This is a genomic window from Streptomyces sp. NRRL F-2580 (assembly GCF_000720115.1).
GTDB lineage: Bacteria > Actinomycetota > Actinomycetes > Streptomycetales > Streptomycetaceae > Streptomyces.
This window is the reverse complement of record NZ_JOIR01000014.1, coordinates 26,583-40,725: the sequence shown is the minus strand read 5'-3', so window position 1 is coordinate 40,725 and position 14,143 is coordinate 26,583. Positions and strand designations below refer to the sequence as shown.

13 protein-coding genes are annotated in these 14,143 nt (G+C 72.5%); 8 read left to right on the top strand and 5 right to left on the bottom strand.

Going from position 1 to position 14,143, the window contains the following annotated elements; all coding sequences use genetic code 11:
- Positions 1-317: 317 nt before the first annotated feature.
- From IF88_RS0117610 to IF88_RS0117595, 4 genes are all read right to left on the bottom strand, one after another.
- Complete coding sequence (locus IF88_RS0117610) at positions 318-1,907, bottom strand: phytoene desaturase family protein (RefSeq protein WP_030712561.1); 1,590 nt, start codon at positions 1,905-1,907, stop codon at positions 318-320.
- The gene (locus tag IF88_RS0117605; protein ID WP_030712558.1) at positions 1,900-2,352 is read right to left on the bottom strand and encodes an SRPBCC family protein; all 453 of its coding nucleotides are present in this window, start codon (positions 2,350-2,352) and stop codon (positions 1,900-1,902) included. The genes IF88_RS0117610 and IF88_RS0117605 overlap by 8 nt, the downstream gene beginning before the upstream one ends.
- A gap of 64 nt (positions 2,353-2,416) precedes the next feature.
- A complete protein-coding gene (locus tag IF88_RS0117600; RefSeq protein ID WP_030712555.1) occupies positions 2,417-2,890 on the bottom strand; it encodes a hemerythrin domain-containing protein in 474 nt (157 codons plus the stop codon).
- Between the two features lie 157 nt (positions 2,891-3,047).
- Positions 3,048-3,437 (bottom strand): hypothetical protein, encoded by a 390-nt coding sequence (locus IF88_RS0117595; protein ID WP_030712552.1) that lies wholly within the window; start codon positions 3,435-3,437, stop codon positions 3,048-3,050.
- Between the two features lie 234 nt (positions 3,438-3,671).
- On the opposite strand from IF88_RS0117595, the gene IF88_RS0117590 reads away from it, so the two are divergent.
- The 8 genes from IF88_RS0117590 (at position 3,672) to IF88_RS0117555 (ending at position 12,081) form a co-directional block, all read left to right on the top strand.
- Positions 3,672-4,562, top strand: a complete 891-nt coding sequence (locus IF88_RS0117590) for an SDR family oxidoreductase (RefSeq protein WP_030712548.1) — start codon at positions 3,672-3,674, stop codon at positions 4,560-4,562.
- A gap of 251 nt (positions 4,563-4,813) precedes the next feature.
- Positions 4,814-5,173 carry a hypothetical protein gene (locus IF88_RS0117585; RefSeq protein ID WP_030712546.1) on the top strand — a complete coding sequence of 120 codons (360 nt, stop codon included), beginning with the start codon at positions 4,814-4,816 and terminating at the stop codon, positions 5,171-5,173.
- A gap of 330 nt (positions 5,174-5,503) precedes the next feature.
- Positions 5,504-6,418 carry a glycosyltransferase family 1 protein gene (locus IF88_RS0117580; RefSeq protein WP_324617200.1) on the top strand — a complete coding sequence of 305 codons (915 nt, stop codon included), beginning with the start codon at positions 5,504-5,506 and terminating at the stop codon, positions 6,416-6,418.
- Positions 6,415-7,485 (top strand): glycosyltransferase, encoded by a 1,071-nt coding sequence (locus IF88_RS0117575; protein ID WP_030712540.1) that lies wholly within the window; start codon positions 6,415-6,417, stop codon positions 7,483-7,485. Before IF88_RS0117580 ends, IF88_RS0117575 begins: the two co-directional genes overlap by 4 nt.
- Positions 7,482-8,501, top strand: a complete 1,020-nt coding sequence (locus IF88_RS0117570) for a glycosyltransferase (protein ID WP_030712538.1) — start codon at positions 7,482-7,484, stop codon at positions 8,499-8,501. The genes IF88_RS0117575 and IF88_RS0117570 overlap by 4 nt, the downstream gene beginning before the upstream one ends.
- Positions 8,502-8,596: 95 nt before the next feature.
- Positions 8,597-9,301, top strand: a complete 705-nt coding sequence (locus IF88_RS0117565; RefSeq protein ID WP_234323585.1) for a glycosyltransferase family 2 protein — start codon at positions 8,597-8,599, stop codon at positions 9,299-9,301.
- Positions 9,302-9,724: 423 nt separating this feature from the next.
- Positions 9,725-9,961, top strand: a complete 237-nt coding sequence (locus IF88_RS0117560; RefSeq protein ID WP_030712532.1) for a hypothetical protein — start codon at positions 9,725-9,727, stop codon at positions 9,959-9,961.
- A gap of 143 nt (positions 9,962-10,104) precedes the next feature.
- Positions 10,105-12,081, top strand: coding sequence for an NAD(P)/FAD-dependent oxidoreductase (locus IF88_RS0117555; protein WP_078892971.1), 1,977 nt, complete (start codon positions 10,105-10,107; stop codon positions 12,079-12,081).
- A 73-nt stretch (positions 12,082-12,154) separates the two neighbouring features.
- Here IF88_RS0117555 and IF88_RS0117550 read toward each other — a convergent pair whose 3' ends face one another.
- Complete coding sequence (locus IF88_RS0117550) at positions 12,155-14,065, bottom strand: CASTOR/POLLUX-related putative ion channel (protein WP_030712526.1); 1,911 nt, start codon at positions 14,063-14,065, stop codon at positions 12,155-12,157.
- Between the last annotated feature and the right edge of the window lie 78 nt (positions 14,066-14,143).

Below are 14,143 nucleotides of genomic sequence, written 5' to 3'. Positions count from 1 at the left end.
CGGCGACGGCCTGACGCGCCGGCGGGATGGACGACGCGGCCCCCTACGGTTGGACCGCACGCTGCTCGACCCGGACGGCCGGCCGCGCTCCGGCGGCGACGCGCTGTGCACCCTCATGCAACGCATCACTCCGGTGCTGGAGACGGGTGACCTGCGCGAGGTGAGCGCACTCGTTCAACGGCTCCCGCGGGAGGGGACCCCTGCCGACCGTCACGCCGGGCCCTGCCCGAAGGCGGGCTGCCGGCGCTGGTCGGCCTGGTCCCGGGTGGGGAGCCGGCGGCCCGGCGGCCTGAGCACCCCCGGCCGCGGCGGCTCTGTCAGACGCGCTGGGCGCGGTGGAGGAGCGTTCGCAGACCGTGCGCGCGCAGGGCCGCGCGGGCGGCGTTCGCGCCCGGCGCGCCGTGCACGCCGCCGCCGGGATGGGCGGCTGCGGAGGCGAGGTAGAGCCCCCGGACGGGGGTCTCGGGCCGGCCGGTGCCGGGGGTCGGGCGGAAGACCGCCTGTTGGTGCAGGGCGGTGGTGCCGTTGTTGATGGCGCCGTTGTGCAGGTTTTCGTCCAGGGCCTGGAGGGTGGTGGGGGCCAGGATCCGGCGGGCCCCGATCAGCGCGCGGAACCCCGGTGCGTACCGTTCCACCTGCGCTTCGACCCGGTCGGCCATGGCCTCCTGCTCCCGGGTGTCCCAGCGGCCGGTGATGCGGTCGGGGCCCGCGTCGGAGACGACGCGCTGCGGGAGGTGGGTGTAGGCCCAGGCGGATTCGGTGCCTGTGGGCGAGCGGCTGGGGTCCGCGGTGGTCATCTGGCCGAACAGGGCGAACGGCTCGTCGGGGACGTGTCCCACGGCGATCTGGGCCGCGAACCGGGTCAGACCGTCGACACCGTCGGCCACGTGGACCGTACCCGCCCCGGAGGCCTGGGGCGCCGTCCAGGGCACCGGGCCGGTCAGTGCCCAGTCGACCTTGAACGTGGCGAAGTCCCACTGGAAGCGTTCCAGGTCCTGCACGAGCCGGGCGGGCAGGTGCTCCTCGCCGACGAGCTCCCGGTACAGGGCCGGCGCCGATGTGTCGGCGAGCACGGCCCGGCGCGCGCCGACGGTTTCCCCGCCCGCCGTCCTGACCCCAACGGCGGCGCCGCCCCGGACGACGACGGATGCGACGCGTTCCCCGCAGCGCAGGACGCCGCCGCGGCTGCGCAGCCGTCGCACGAGGGCTTCGGTGAGGGCGCCGGCGCCGCCGACGGGGACCGGGAAGCCGTGGCTCTGGCCGAGCATCGACATCAGCCAGCCGAAGCCCCCGCTCCCGGCGGCCTCGGGCGCCAGGTCGGCGTGCAGGGCGTTGCCGGCCAGCAGCAGCCGGCCGCCGTCCCCGGCGAACTCCTCCTCGCCGAGGCGGCGCACGGGCAGGGCCAGCTTCCGGGCGAGGCGCAGCCCTCCCGCGGTGCGGAGTTTCGCCGCGAGGTGGAGCCCGGACCGTACCGGCGGGAACGGCGTGAACAGCGCCTTCACCAGGTCCGGCCCGATGCGGGTCCAAGCGTCGTACAGGGCCCGCCAGGCGTCGCCGTCGGCTGGTGCGAACCCGGCCAGCCCGGCCGAGGTCTCCTCCACCCGGCGCTCCAGAACGGCGCACCGGCCGTCCCTGAGGGGGTGGGCGAGGACGCGCGGGGCGTGACTCCACCGCAGTCCCTGGGCGGCCAGGTCGAGTCCGGCGAGGACGGGGGAGGCGGCGGCCAGGGGGTAGAAGGCGCTGAAGACGTCCGAGACGTAGTCGGGGTGCACGCCGCGGTCGCTGCGTACGGCGCCGCCCGGCTCGGGCTGGGCCTCCAGGACCTCGACGCTCCAGCCCGCGTCGACCAGCAGGTTCGCGGCCACCAGGCCGTTGGGGCCGGCGCCGATCACCACCGCATCAGGCACGGTGCGCTCCGGGGCGTTCTCGTTCCACGACCTTGGCCAGCCGGGCGAGCATGCCCCGGTGGCGGATCTGCAGCAGTGCCTCGCTCGCGGAGTTGTGCAGGGCGCCGCCGATGCCGCGCAGGGGGTGTTCGTCGCAGACCACGAGCGTTTCCTCGCCCCAGGGCCGGAGCTGGAGGAAGATCCGCGCGGTGCCCAGTCCCTTGGCCAGGGCCTCCAGCTCCAGTTCCCTGCCGGGCTCGTTGTGGCGGACGGTGGTCACGCTCTCCACCGTCCAGGGGCCCAGTCGCACCGTGTAGCGCAGGCGCGATCCGACGGTGGGCCAGTGCGCGTCGAGGGGGGTGGACTCCGAGGGGCCCACGACCCACTCCCCGTACCGGGCCGGGTCGGCCAGGACGGCCCACACCTCGTGCGGGGAGCTGCGGATCAGCTGGTGACGAACGGCCATGGGGATCTCTCCTGCCTCGGGGGCACGGACGGGCTGGCGGGTGGACGAGGGGGATCGGTGACGTCTACCGGTCGGCGCTGGGGACGGCGAGGGGTTCGTCCGGAGCCGTCTTCTTGGCCGCTTCCATCTCCTCGCCCAGCTCCTTGAGGCGGTTGCGGCCCATGGCCTTGCGGACGTCCGGGAACCACTCCTTTTCCTCCTCCTCGACGTGGTGGCGCACGTTCTCCATCAGGACGGACATCTTGGCGTCGAAGCGCTCGTCCGCCGGGTCGAGGCCCTTGAGCTCGGACAGCATCCACAGCACGACGTGGTGCTCCTCGACGCTCTCCAGGACGTGGTCCTTGGCGTCCGGGGCGGCTTCCCGGGCAGCGGGGTAGAAGATCTTCTCCTCGATCCAGGTGTGGGTGGTGAGTTCCGCGATCACCTGGTCGGCGATCTCACGCTTTTCGGTGTGCGCGGACTCGTCCGCCTTCTCGAACCGCTTGAAGAGCTTCTCGACCGTCTTGTGGTCTTCCTTGAGCAGCACGATCCCGTCCACAGCGTTTCCTCATCGTCGGTCCGCCTGGAGGCGGCTGCTGCCGCCCCGCAGGCGTGTACCCCGACGATCCGGTGCCAGACGGAGGCGTGGCGCGATTAGCCCGAATGACGAAGCGACCTGGTCCGTACGCCGGCGCCGGTGGTCGGCGGCCGCGTGGTCAGTGCGCCGGGCTTTTCCCAGGGGGGTCCTGCGGGTCGACGCCGGTGACGGCCGACGCGTCCCGGGTGCCGCTGGGGCGCCGGGATCGGCCCTTGGGGCCGGTGTCGTGCATGCCGTCCTGGTGTCCGCCCTTGCTCTGCTCCTCGCCGCGGTCGCTCGTGCTCTTCACGGGCCTGCCGTGCGGATTGCCCTCCTCTTCTTTGGACACCATGCGGCCGCGGCCCTTCTTGGGGGCGTATTCCTCGGCATGGAACGAGCGGTGCGCGCTCGGGTTGTCCTGCTGACGGGTCGCGTCGACATCGGGCGACCAGCCGTGCTGCTCTGTGCCCTGGTGCGGGCTGGGCCCTTCTCCATGCCGCGGCTGGGACGGTTTCGGCTGCTTGGCCATGGCTGTACTCGCCTCTCCGACGTCGCGCTCCTGGCCCCCGCTTCTCCGCCAGGGGGAGAACCACTTCCAGCGTAGGTACGATCCTGCTCCGCCGCTGGCGGCCCGGCGCGGCCTCGCAGGTGTCCGCGGAGCTTCCCGGGGTAGCCACAGGGAGTGACACCGGTACGCGCCCCGGCTGCTCAAGGGTCCGGCCGATCCCTGGGCAGCTGCGCGCCGCACAACCCGGGAGGACGCATGGCACACGAGACACAGCGGAAGCCGCTGAACGGCCGCGTTGCCGTGGTGACCGGCGCCGCGCGCGGCCTGGGAGCCGCCATGGCCCGGGAACTCGACCGACGGGGTGCGACGGTGGCCTTGCTGGGACTGGAACCGGAGCGGCTGGCCCGCGTCGCCGGTTCGCTGCAGCACGAAGCCGCCTGGTGGGAGGCCGACGTCACCGACGACGCGGCGATGGCAGACACGGCGGCGCGCGTGGCCGCCCGGCTCGGGCCCGCCTCCGTGGTGATCGCCAACGCCGGTGTCGCCGAGGGCGGACCCTTTGCCGACTCCGACCCGGCCACGTGGCGGCGCGTCATCGAGGTCAACCTCATCGGCAGCGCCGTGACCGCCCGCTCCTTCCTCCCCGCGCTGCTCACCACGGGCGGCCACTACCTCCAGATCACCTCGCTGGCCGCCATGGGCACTGCGCCGCTCATGAGCGCCTACTGCGCCTCCAAGGCAGGAGCCGAGTCCTTCGCCCACGCCCTGCGCGCCGAACTCGCCCCCGAGGGAGTCGGGGTCGGCATCGCCTACATCAACTGGATCGACACCGACATGACCCGCGACGCCGACCAGTACGCGGTCCTGCACGAACTTCGCGCCCACATGCCCCGGCCCGCCCGCAAGGTCTACCCGGCCGACTACGTGGCCGCGCGTCTCGCCACCGCCGTCGAACGCCGCAGGGCCTCCGTCTACGTGCCCGCCTGGCTGCGGGCCGTCCAGCCGGTGCGGGCCTTCCTCCCGCCGGTCGTGACCCGTGTCGCGCTGACCGAGCTGCCGAGGCTCGCCCGCTCGGCTCCCTTCGAGGCCACCGGCATGCTGGGCGCCGGCGGCCGTGCGGACGAGGCCGCCCGCGATCGCGGCTGACATGCCGCCCCGTGCTCCGCGTAGCCTCGGGCCCCCGCGGTGGCGCCTGGGGAATGCATGACGTGCGACGTCCCGCACTACCTGCGGTCCGGGTGTCGAGGCGGGCCGGGCCGTACCGGATGCGGTCGACACGAGCCTCAGGTTGCTCCGCGAGGACTGATCCTCCGGCGACGTACTCCGTTGCGGGGTGACGGCGTCGACAGCGGCCGCGCCGGCGCGGGAACGTCGGCAGCGGCCCCCACCATGGCGGCATGACCCTCATCGAGCTGCGGGACGCGGACGCGGTCGACGGGTTTCTTTTCCAGAGCGGGACCGTCCTGCTGTTCGTCGGCTCCAGCCGGTCCGACCCGGCGGCCGCGGTGCTCGCATCGCTCTGTGCGCTGGCTCCCACCGGAAGGGCCGCGAGGACGGAACCGGGCGCCGGGGACGCCGAAACGCGGGTCCGGGAGTTCCTTGCCCATGTGCCCTTGACGGATCGGGCGTTGCTGGTCCTCATGCACGGGTCGACAGTTCTCGACGTGCTGCGCAGCACGGACGTCGAGGCGCACGGATCGCGGTGGGCCACAGGCCACTACGCGGAGCGGTTCCTCACCCGGCTGGCGGACGACTGACGCGACATCTTCTCCGCCCGTCCGCTCCGGGCGGACCGTCATCCCGGCCCGGCCGGCCTCGGCTGCTCCTGGTGCGGGGCCGGCCCGTGTTGCACAGAATGAACCGGCCAGGACGCTCCGTCCTGCGCCGCCCGTTCGACCCGAGGAGCAGACGTGGCTGCACATCCGCTGCCGGACGCCCGAGCTCACGAGATCCGAATCGCCTCGGTGCCTGCGGGCCACGTCTACGTCCGGCACTGCTCCGCGCCGGTATCCGACGGAGTCAGGCGTCTGAAGGACCCTCGGCCCAACGGCGCGCCCAGCACGTCGCAGCGATGGTGGCCGCCGGTCATGCTGGACCCGCGGTGGGTGAGTGCTCACCACGAGGACTTCGACGTCTTCCACCTGCACTTCGGGTTCGATGCGCAGAGCCCCGCGCAGCTCACGGACCTCGTCGACACCCTGAAGCGGCATGGCAAGCCCCTGGTCTACACCGTGCATGACCTGCGCAACCCTCACCAGCCGGATCCCGCCGCCCACGCTGCCGCGCTCGACGTCGTCGTTCCCGCCGCCGACCAGCTGATCACCCTGACGCCGGGAGCAGCCCAGAGCATCCGCAGCCGCTGGAATCGGACGGCGACCGTCCTGCCCCATCCGCACGTGGTGGACCTGCCCCTCCTGGGCCGGGCCAGGCCCCCCAGCGACCGGTTCCGGGTCGGAGTGCACGCCAAGAGCCTGCGCCCCAACATGTCCGTCCTTCCCGTCGTAAGGGTCCTCGCGGACGTGGTCGGCGAACTCCCTGACGCCGAACTGCTGGTCAACATCCACCGTGAGGTGGCCGATCCCGCAGCTCCGGGTCACGCGCCGCACGTGATGCAGGCGCTGGAGGAACTCGCGGACCGTGGCCTCCTCAAACTCACGGTGCACGACTACTTCGACGACGGGCAGCTCTGGGAGTACCTTGCCTCGCTGGACCTGTCGGTGCTGCCGTACCTCTTCGGCACCCACTCCGGCTGGCTCGAGGCGTGCCACGACCTGGGCACCGCTGTCGCCGCCCCCGACTGCGGCTTCTATGCCGAGCAGCGCCCGTGCCTGACGTACGGACACAGCCAGCAAGGGGGTCTGGACGAGGAATCGCTGCGCGAGGCGGTGCGGACGGCTTACGAGGAACGGCCGGCGCCCCGGGCCACGACGACGCACCGCGCCCGGGAGCGGGCGGAACTCGCCGCCGCCCACCGCGCTCTGTACGCGAGCGTCCTGCAGTGAGCAGCAGCCTCCGGATCGCCCTCATCGCGTCCGCGCGTTTTCCGATCGCAGAGCCGTTCGCAGGAGGCCTTGAAGCGCACACCTGGGCACTCGCGCACGCGCTCAACCGCCGTGGTCACCGCGTCCAACTGTTCGCCGCACCCGGTTCCGACCCGGCGCTCGGAGCGCGGGAGCTGCCCGTGCGCACGGTGATACTGAGCGCCGAAGCCCGTTCGGACAGCAGCATGCCCAGCAGTACTTGGATGCAGGAACACCACGCGTATCTCCGACTGATGCTGGACCTGGCGCGGCACGGTGAGCACCGGTTCGACGTCGTGCACAACAACAGCCTGCACTACCTCCCCGTTGCGATGGCGTCGGCCCTGCGCGTGCCGGTCATCACCACCCTCCACACCCCGCCCACCCCGTGGCTGGAGTCCGCCATCCAGACCCATGAGGCCTGTCCGGTGACCTTCACCGCCGTCAGCGAATTCACCGCCTCCGCGTGGAGGGCCACCGTGCCCGCCGCGCGTGTCGTGCACAACGGGATCGACACCGACTTCTGGCGCCCGGGTCCAGGCGGAGACGGCCTGGTGTGGTCAGGCCGCCTGGTCCCCGAGAAGGGGCCCCATCTGGCGATCCAGGCCGCCCGGACCTCCGGCGTGCCCTTGAAACTGGCGGGGCCGGTCGCCGACCGGCCGTACTTCGAGGAACAGGTCGAGCCCCTGCTCGGGGACGACGCGCAGTACGTCGGCCATCTGGACCGGCGTCGGCTCGTGGAGCTGCTGGGGGCGGCCGGAGCCGCGCTCGTGACGCCCAGCTGGGACGAACCGTACGGCCTGGTGGTGGCCGAGGCGTTGGCCTGTGGCACACCGGTGTGCGGATTCGACAGGGGCGCCCTCGCGGAGATCCTCACCGCGGACTGCGGTGTACTGGCTCCTGCCGGCGACGTGGAGGCCCTGGCGCGACTCATCCCTGTGGCCATGGGCCTCGACAGGCGGGCCGCCCGCCGGCGGGCGGAACGGTTCTGCTCCCTCGACCGTACGGCTGACGCCTACACCGCCCTGTACGAAGAGGTCATGCGGTGATCGGCTACTACGTCCACCACCAGGGACGCGGCCACCTGCACCGTGCCCTGGCCATCGCCGCCCACATCCGGGGCCCGGTCACCGTCCTGTCCTCGTTGCTCCGCCCCACGAGCTGGACAAGGCCGTGGATCGTTCTGCCCGCGGACTCCGTCGACGCTCCCACCGACCCCACGGCCGGGGGCCGGTTGCACTGGGTGCCGCTCCACCATGCGGGCCACCGCGAGCGGATGGGGATCATCGCCGAGTGGATCCGCCGGGAGGAGCCCCGGCTGTTCGTCAGTGACGTTTCCGTCGAGGCCGCCACACTGGCCCGCCTCATGGGGACCCCGGTCGTCGTGGCAGCCATGCGCGGCGACCGGAGGGACCAAGCCCACCGTCTCGCCTACGACCTCGCGGACGCCCTCCTCGCGCCCTGGCCGCAGTCCTGCCCCGAGCCGGGCTGGCCGCCTCACTGGCAGGCCAAGACCCTGCACACCGGAAGCATCTCCCGCTACGACGGCCGTCCCCGTCCCGCCCCCGGCAGCCGCTGCGATGCCTCCGGCAGGGAAGTGGTGGTGATGCTGGGCGGCGGCGGCACGGACCTCAGCAGCGCACAGCTCCGGGAAGCGGCCCGGGCCACCCCGGGCTGGACGTGGACCCTCCTCGGCGGACCCGGAGCCGACTGGATCGAAGACCCCTGGCCGGTGCTGTGCCGAGCAGACGTGGTCGTCACCCACGCGGGACAGAATGCCATCGCGGAGTGCGCCGCCGCCCGTGTCCCCACCATCGTCATCCCCCAGGACCGGCCCCACGGAGAGCAACACGCCACCGGCCGGGCGCTGCGACGAGCGGAACTGGCGACCGTACGGGACGCGTGGCCCGAGCCGCACGAATGGCCCGGCCTACTGACGGAGGCCGCGGCCCGGCAGGATCGTTGGGAGCTCTGGTCACTCGGCGACGGCGCCCAGCAGGCGGCGTGCCTGCTGACCGGGCTCGCTCTCAGAACACCCGGGCGGCTCGCGTGCGCACCGCGGTGATCTCGCTCGCTGCGGGCAGGCACCCGCACTTGCTCATGCAGCAGGACGGCCTTGCCCGAAGCGCCCGCCCAGCCGATCACTATGTGATCGTGTCCATGGCCGATCCGGCGATCGAGAACCTCACCGCGGGGCGGGAACCGGCCGCGGACGTCATCATGCTCCTCCTGGAAGACGGGCGTCTGCCGCTGGCCGCTGCCCGCAACGCCGGCGCAGCCCGAGCACTCGCCGCCGGCGCGGACCTGCTGGTCTTCCTCGACGCGGACTGCATCCCCGGCCCCACCCTCCTGGACGGCTATGAACGCGTCGCCCAGGACGACGTCCTGCTGTGCGGCACCGTCGTCTACCTGCCGCCATCGCCCCCGGGCGGCTACGCCCTCGACGGGCTCGCCGACCTGGCCCCGCCACACGCCGCCCGCCCGGCGCCTGCCGACGGCGAGGTTCTGCGCGGGGGTGATCACCAGCTCTTTTGGTCGTTGTCGTTCGCCCTCACGGCCGGCACCTGGAAGCGCATCGGCGGCTTCCACGAGACGTACACCGGCTACGGGGGCGAGGACACCGACTTCGCTTCCACCGCAGCCCAACGCGACGTGGACCTGTGGTGGGTGGGCGGGGCCCCCGCCTACCACCAGCACCATCCGACCGACCACCCTCCGGTCCAGCACATCGACGACATCCTCCGCAACGGCGCGCTCTACAAGGAGCGGTGGGGCAACTGGCCGATGCAAGGATGGTTGCGCGCGTTCGAGGCACGGGGGCTGGTCCAGTACGATCCCGCCACCGACACGTGGTGCAGGAGGTAAGGGACCCCACCGGTGGACACCTGAGCTCGGTGCGACGGAAGCGGATATCCGCCACCCTGGTCCCCGCCCGCCGCAGACGTCGGCGCCCGTAGCGGCCCGGACGGTTGTGGTGATCAGTGGTGGACATCAGCGCATGGTCTGGCGCGCCGCTTCGGTGCTCCGACCGTCCTCGGGTCGGTCCTGGGCGTGTCGAGTCATGGTGTCGATGTCCAGCGGGTCCGAATTGCGGGCCTGTTGGTCGGGCCGGTCCCTGGGTATCGGTCGTACGGGCTGTGGGGTCCTGCCGCTGATGCTCACGGGAGCGTTCGCCTCCTTTCGGTCAGCTCTCGCGTACCCGCGATGGACGGGGCGACGCGGCGTGCGGGCCGTCGGAGGCCGGGCGGCGCATGCCAGGAGGTGGCATATGTCCACGTGGGAGGCGTTGTGGAGATCGATGCGGGAAGCGACGCCGTATGTGCGGCAGGGCGTCCGCAGCCCGCGATCGACCGTACGCTCCGGGGAGCGGCCCGGATCGACGCGGCGATCACCGCGAACGTGCGCCTGGTGCGGTCGCGGCCGGGGGCCGAACCCGAGCTGGCGGCCAGGGTCGCGGCCGGGAGGCTCTCCGTCGTCGGGGCCCGGTACGAACTCACGAGCCAGCGGGTGCGCGGGATCCGCTGACCGGTCCCGAGCCGCCGTTCCCGGCACGAAACCCCGTTCGTCAGCGCGGGGTTGACCGCCCTGCACGTCCGAGTGATCATTTCCCGCCCGGGCCGCTTTCGGCGTCCGGGCACGGGACGGGCCACGAGAGTTGACCCATGATCATGGACTCTTCCCCCACGCCCGACCCCGCGGACGACCCCACGCCCGGCACCGGCGCACGCGCGTCCGCGCCGTCCGCGCCCGCGTCCGCCCGGCGCCCCTCCCGCCGTACCGTCATCGCGGGAGCCGCCGCCGTCGCGGGCGCCGGCGCGCTGTCGGTCGCCGCCGCGAACGCCGGGACCCCGAACGCCCCCTCCGGCTCCGCGCGCCCCGACTGGGACACCTGCCTGACCATCGCCCGGGCGATCCTCGTACGGGACGAGGACGACCAGCCCCTGGTGCCCCGTTACGCGGACGTCCTCCTGAAGACCGGCCTGCCCCGGTCCCGCAGCCGCAAGAAGGTGCTGATCGTGGGCGCCGGGCCGGCCGGGCTCACCGCCGCCCACCTGCTGCGCGAGGCCGGCCACCAGGTCACCGTCATCGAGGCCAACGGCAACCGCGTGGGCGGCCGGATCAAGACCTTCCGCACCGGCGGGCACGAGAAGTCCGACGCCGCCTTCGCCGACCCCAAGCAGTACGCCGAGGCCGGCGCCATGCGCATCCCCGACAGCCACCCGCTGGTCACCGGGCTGATCGACAGCCTCGGCCTGAAGCGCCGGCGCTTCCACCTGGTCGACGTCGACGGCTCCGGCCGCCCCGCCTACCGTACGTGGATCTTCGTCAACGGCATCCGGGTCCGCCGCGCCGACTACGCGCGCAGCCCACAGGCCCTCAACCGCTCCTTCGGCGTCCCCGCGGCCTACGAGTCCCTGCCCGCCGCCCAGATCGTGCGCGATGCCTTCGCCCCCGTGCGCAAGGAGATCGAGGGCAAGAAGGACAAGGCGCTCGTCGAGGGCTGGGCCCACGTCATCCAGCGCTACGGGCACATGTCGATGTACCGCTACCTGACCGAGGAAGCGGGGCTCGACGAGCGCACGATCGACCTGATCGGCACCGTCGAGAACCTCACCTCCCGGCTGCACCTCGCCTTCATCCACAGCTTCATCGGGGCCTCGCTGATCAGCCCCGACACCGCCTTCTTCGAACTGCCCGGCGGCACCGCCACCTTGGCCGACGCGCTCTACGCCCGGGTCGAGGACGTCGTGCGGCTGGACCGCCGTGCCACCCGGATCACGCACGGGGAGGGCAAGGTCACCGTCGACACCGTCTCCGAGGGCCGCGACGGCGCCGTGCGGCGCGAGAGCTTCACCGGGGACACCGCCATCGTCACCGTCCCCTTCTCCGGACTGCGGCACATCCCGATCGCCCCCGCCCTCTCCTACGGCAAGCGGCGCGCGATCACCGAACTGCACTACGACGCCGCCACCAAGGTGCTGCTGGAGTTCAGCCGCCGGTGGTGGGAGTTCGACGAGGCCGACTGGAAGCGCGAACTGGAGGCCGTGAAGCCCGGTCTGTACCGGAACTACCAGGTCGGGCGGACCCCGGCCGACGGGATCCTGCTGGGCGCCCACCCCTCCGTACCCAAGGGCCACATCTCCGAAGCCCAGCGCGCCCACTACGCCGCCTGCCGCGCCGTCACCCGCGACCAGCCCGAGGCGGCCCACGTCATCGGCGGCGGTTCGGCCACCGACAACCCCAACCGGTTCATGTTCCAGCCCTCCTACCCCGTCGAGGGCAGCCCGGGCGGTGTGGTCCTCGCCTCCTACAGCTGGTCGGACGACGCCCTGAAGTGGGACTCCCTGGACGACGCGGAGCGCTACCCGAGGGCGCTCGCCGGCGTCCAGGAGGTGTTCGGGCAGCGGATCGAGGTGTTCTACACCGGCGTCGGACGCACCCAGTCCTGGATGCGCGACCCGTACGCGTACGGCGAGGCCTCCGTCCTGCTGCCCGGGCAGCACACCGAGCTCTTCCCCCACGTCCGCAAGGCCGAGGGGAACCTGCACTTCGCGGGCTGCCACACCTCCATCAAGCCGGCGTGGATCGAAGGAGCCCTGGAATCCGCGGTCCGGACCGCCTTGGAAGTCCACTCGGCCCCCTGATCGGCCGTGCGGAGAACCCCCTCGGCCTCCTCGGCCCCCTCGGCACCGCTCGGCCCGGCACCGCCGGCGGCGCTCAGCTGTCGGCGAGCACGATCAGCCAGTCGTGCTCGCCGAAGCGGACCCGCTCGCGCTTGTCGGGATTGAGCCGCACCCCGAAGTCGGGGCCCGTGGCGGACCGGGCGCGCAGCCGGTAGCCGACCGCGCATTCACCGCGGCGGCGTGCCGACTCGACGAGGGTGGCGAACGCCACCTCGCGGCCGGTGCGGACGTAGTCGGAGACCGGCTTCAGGTGGAGCTCGTTCCCCTCCGCCCTGAAGAGCTCCTCGAACACATCGGCCAGGTAGCGGCTCTCCGAGATCTGGGTCATGAGGAGACTGATGAGCCGGCCGCTGACGATGAAGTCGGCGCCCTCCCGGGCGGGGGCCAGCAGTCGGTTGCCGTCGTCCGACATCTCGGTGGTGAGGGAGAGTTCCCTCTGTGCGGCCTCACCGATCGCGCGCAGGTGCAGCAGCGTGACCAGCGTGCGGTCGTCCGTCCCGGTGTCGGTGTCGGTGGCCGCTTCCGTCCCGGGCGCCGGCTCGCCGATGACGATCACGCTGTCGTACGACGGCACGTCCAGCTTCGCCAGGACCTGGGGATCGGTGATGTCCCCGGCGTGGAAGGACACTTCGAGGCGGCTGCGCACCTCGGCGGCCTCGGGGCTGGTGTGCAGGGTCGTTTCGCCGTTGAGGGCCACCACGTCCAGGGTGGTGCCGGGGCTCACGAACTGGTCGAGCTGTTCCAGGACGAGCGGGGCGCGCCGGTTCCAGCCCAGGAGGAGCAGGCGTTCGGGCAGCGGGGCCCTCGGGCGGGCCGTCACGATCGCGTCCTCCTCGACGCAGGCGGCCGCGTCCTGCGGCACGGCCGTGTGGTCGTCCTCGGAGATGAGGACGATCCGGTCGCCCGCGGCGATCGCCGTACCGGAGTCCGGGTTGAGGACGACGCCGCCGTCACCGCGCAGCAGGCCCACCACCGAGGACGTGGTGAACGCCAGCAGGGTCTCGCCGAAGGTGCGTCCGGCGAGACCCCCGGCGGCAGCGGTGTAGAACTCGTCGCCCGCGAATTCCAGTAACTCCTGGTAGACGAGCGAGAGTCCGGGCTGGCGGGCGGTCTGTACGAGGAGCCGCGCGATGATGTCGTCGACGCACAGGACGCGCCCGCCGGGCCCCGCCGCCAGCCGGGCGGTGAGGTGGTTGCGGGTGTCACGGACGGCGGCGACCACCACCGCGTCACCAGGTCCGGGGACCGCCGCGTCGAGGGCGAGCAGGGTCTTCACCACGTGGGCGTCGCCCGTCTCCCCGGCGGGCGGCAGGACGAGCACGGCCTTCGCGGTCTGCGGGCTCACCCGGGCCAGCACCGTGGGATCCGTGGTGCGGCCGCTGCGGCAGATGATCCTCGTCGTACCGGTCCTCGTGACGGAGGTGGCGATCTCGTCCTCCATCTCCACCTTGTCCATCGGGGCCAGGACGGCGATGGCCGACCTGCGCTGGTTGGCGTTGGCGGCCACCAGCTCCCCGATCACCGGGAAGATCTGATCGGACCAGCCGAGGACGACGGTGTGCCCCGCCTCCAGCACGGTGGAGTGCCCGCGGCGCAGCGCCATGATCCGCCGGTTGATGCCGGTGGTGATCAGACTGACCAGCGTCGACACGAACAGCAACGCGACCAGGGCGAGCGTCACCGAGGCCAGCACGTAGACGGGGGAGCCGACCGCGCCGCCGATCTTGAGTGTCTGCCCGACGCTGACCCACACGGCCGTGAGCCGGCCGGAGAGGGTCGACGGAGCGCCGCGGTCGGCCCAGACGAGCACCGTGCTCGCCGGGATCACGACGGCGAGGCAGGCCAGGGCGAGCCAGCCGATGAGCGCGGCGGTCCCCCCTGCCACCAGATGGTCGAACCGGTACCGGAGGCGCAGCCGCAGGGACTTCGTGTGCTGCTGTGCCATGCGGACTCCCTCGTCTTCCGCGCTGCTAACCCACGGGAGTCCTCCCGGTTACGGGTGAACCCTCTCCGGACTCGGCGC

Coding starts and splice junctions, on each gene's coding strand:
- IF88_RS0117605 (WP_030712558.1), bottom strand. CDS start 2,352: ATGGCCGTTCGTCACCAGCTGATCCGCAGCTCCCCGCACGAGGTGTGG.
- IF88_RS0117595 (WP_030712552.1), bottom strand. CDS start 3,437: ATGGCCAAGCAGCCGAAACCGTCCCAGCCGCGGCATGGAGAAGGGCCC.
- IF88_RS0117590 (WP_030712548.1), top strand. CDS start 3,672: ATGGCACACGAGACACAGCGGAAGCCGCTGAACGGCCGCGTTGCCGTG.
- IF88_RS0117585 (WP_030712546.1), top strand. CDS start 4,814: ATGACCCTCATCGAGCTGCGGGACGCGGACGCGGTCGACGGGTTTCTT.
- IF88_RS0117580 (WP_324617200.1), top strand. CDS start 5,504: ATGCTGGACCCGCGGTGGGTGAGTGCTCACCACGAGGACTTCGACGTC.
- IF88_RS0117565 (WP_234323585.1), top strand. CDS start 8,597: ATGGCCGATCCGGCGATCGAGAACCTCACCGCGGGGCGGGAACCGGCC.
- IF88_RS0117555 (WP_078892971.1), top strand. CDS start 10,105: ATGGACTCTTCCCCCACGCCCGACCCCGCGGACGACCCCACGCCCGGC.
- IF88_RS0117550 (WP_030712526.1), bottom strand. CDS start 14,065: ATGGCACAGCAGCACACGAAGTCCCTGCGGCTGCGCCTCCGGTACCGG.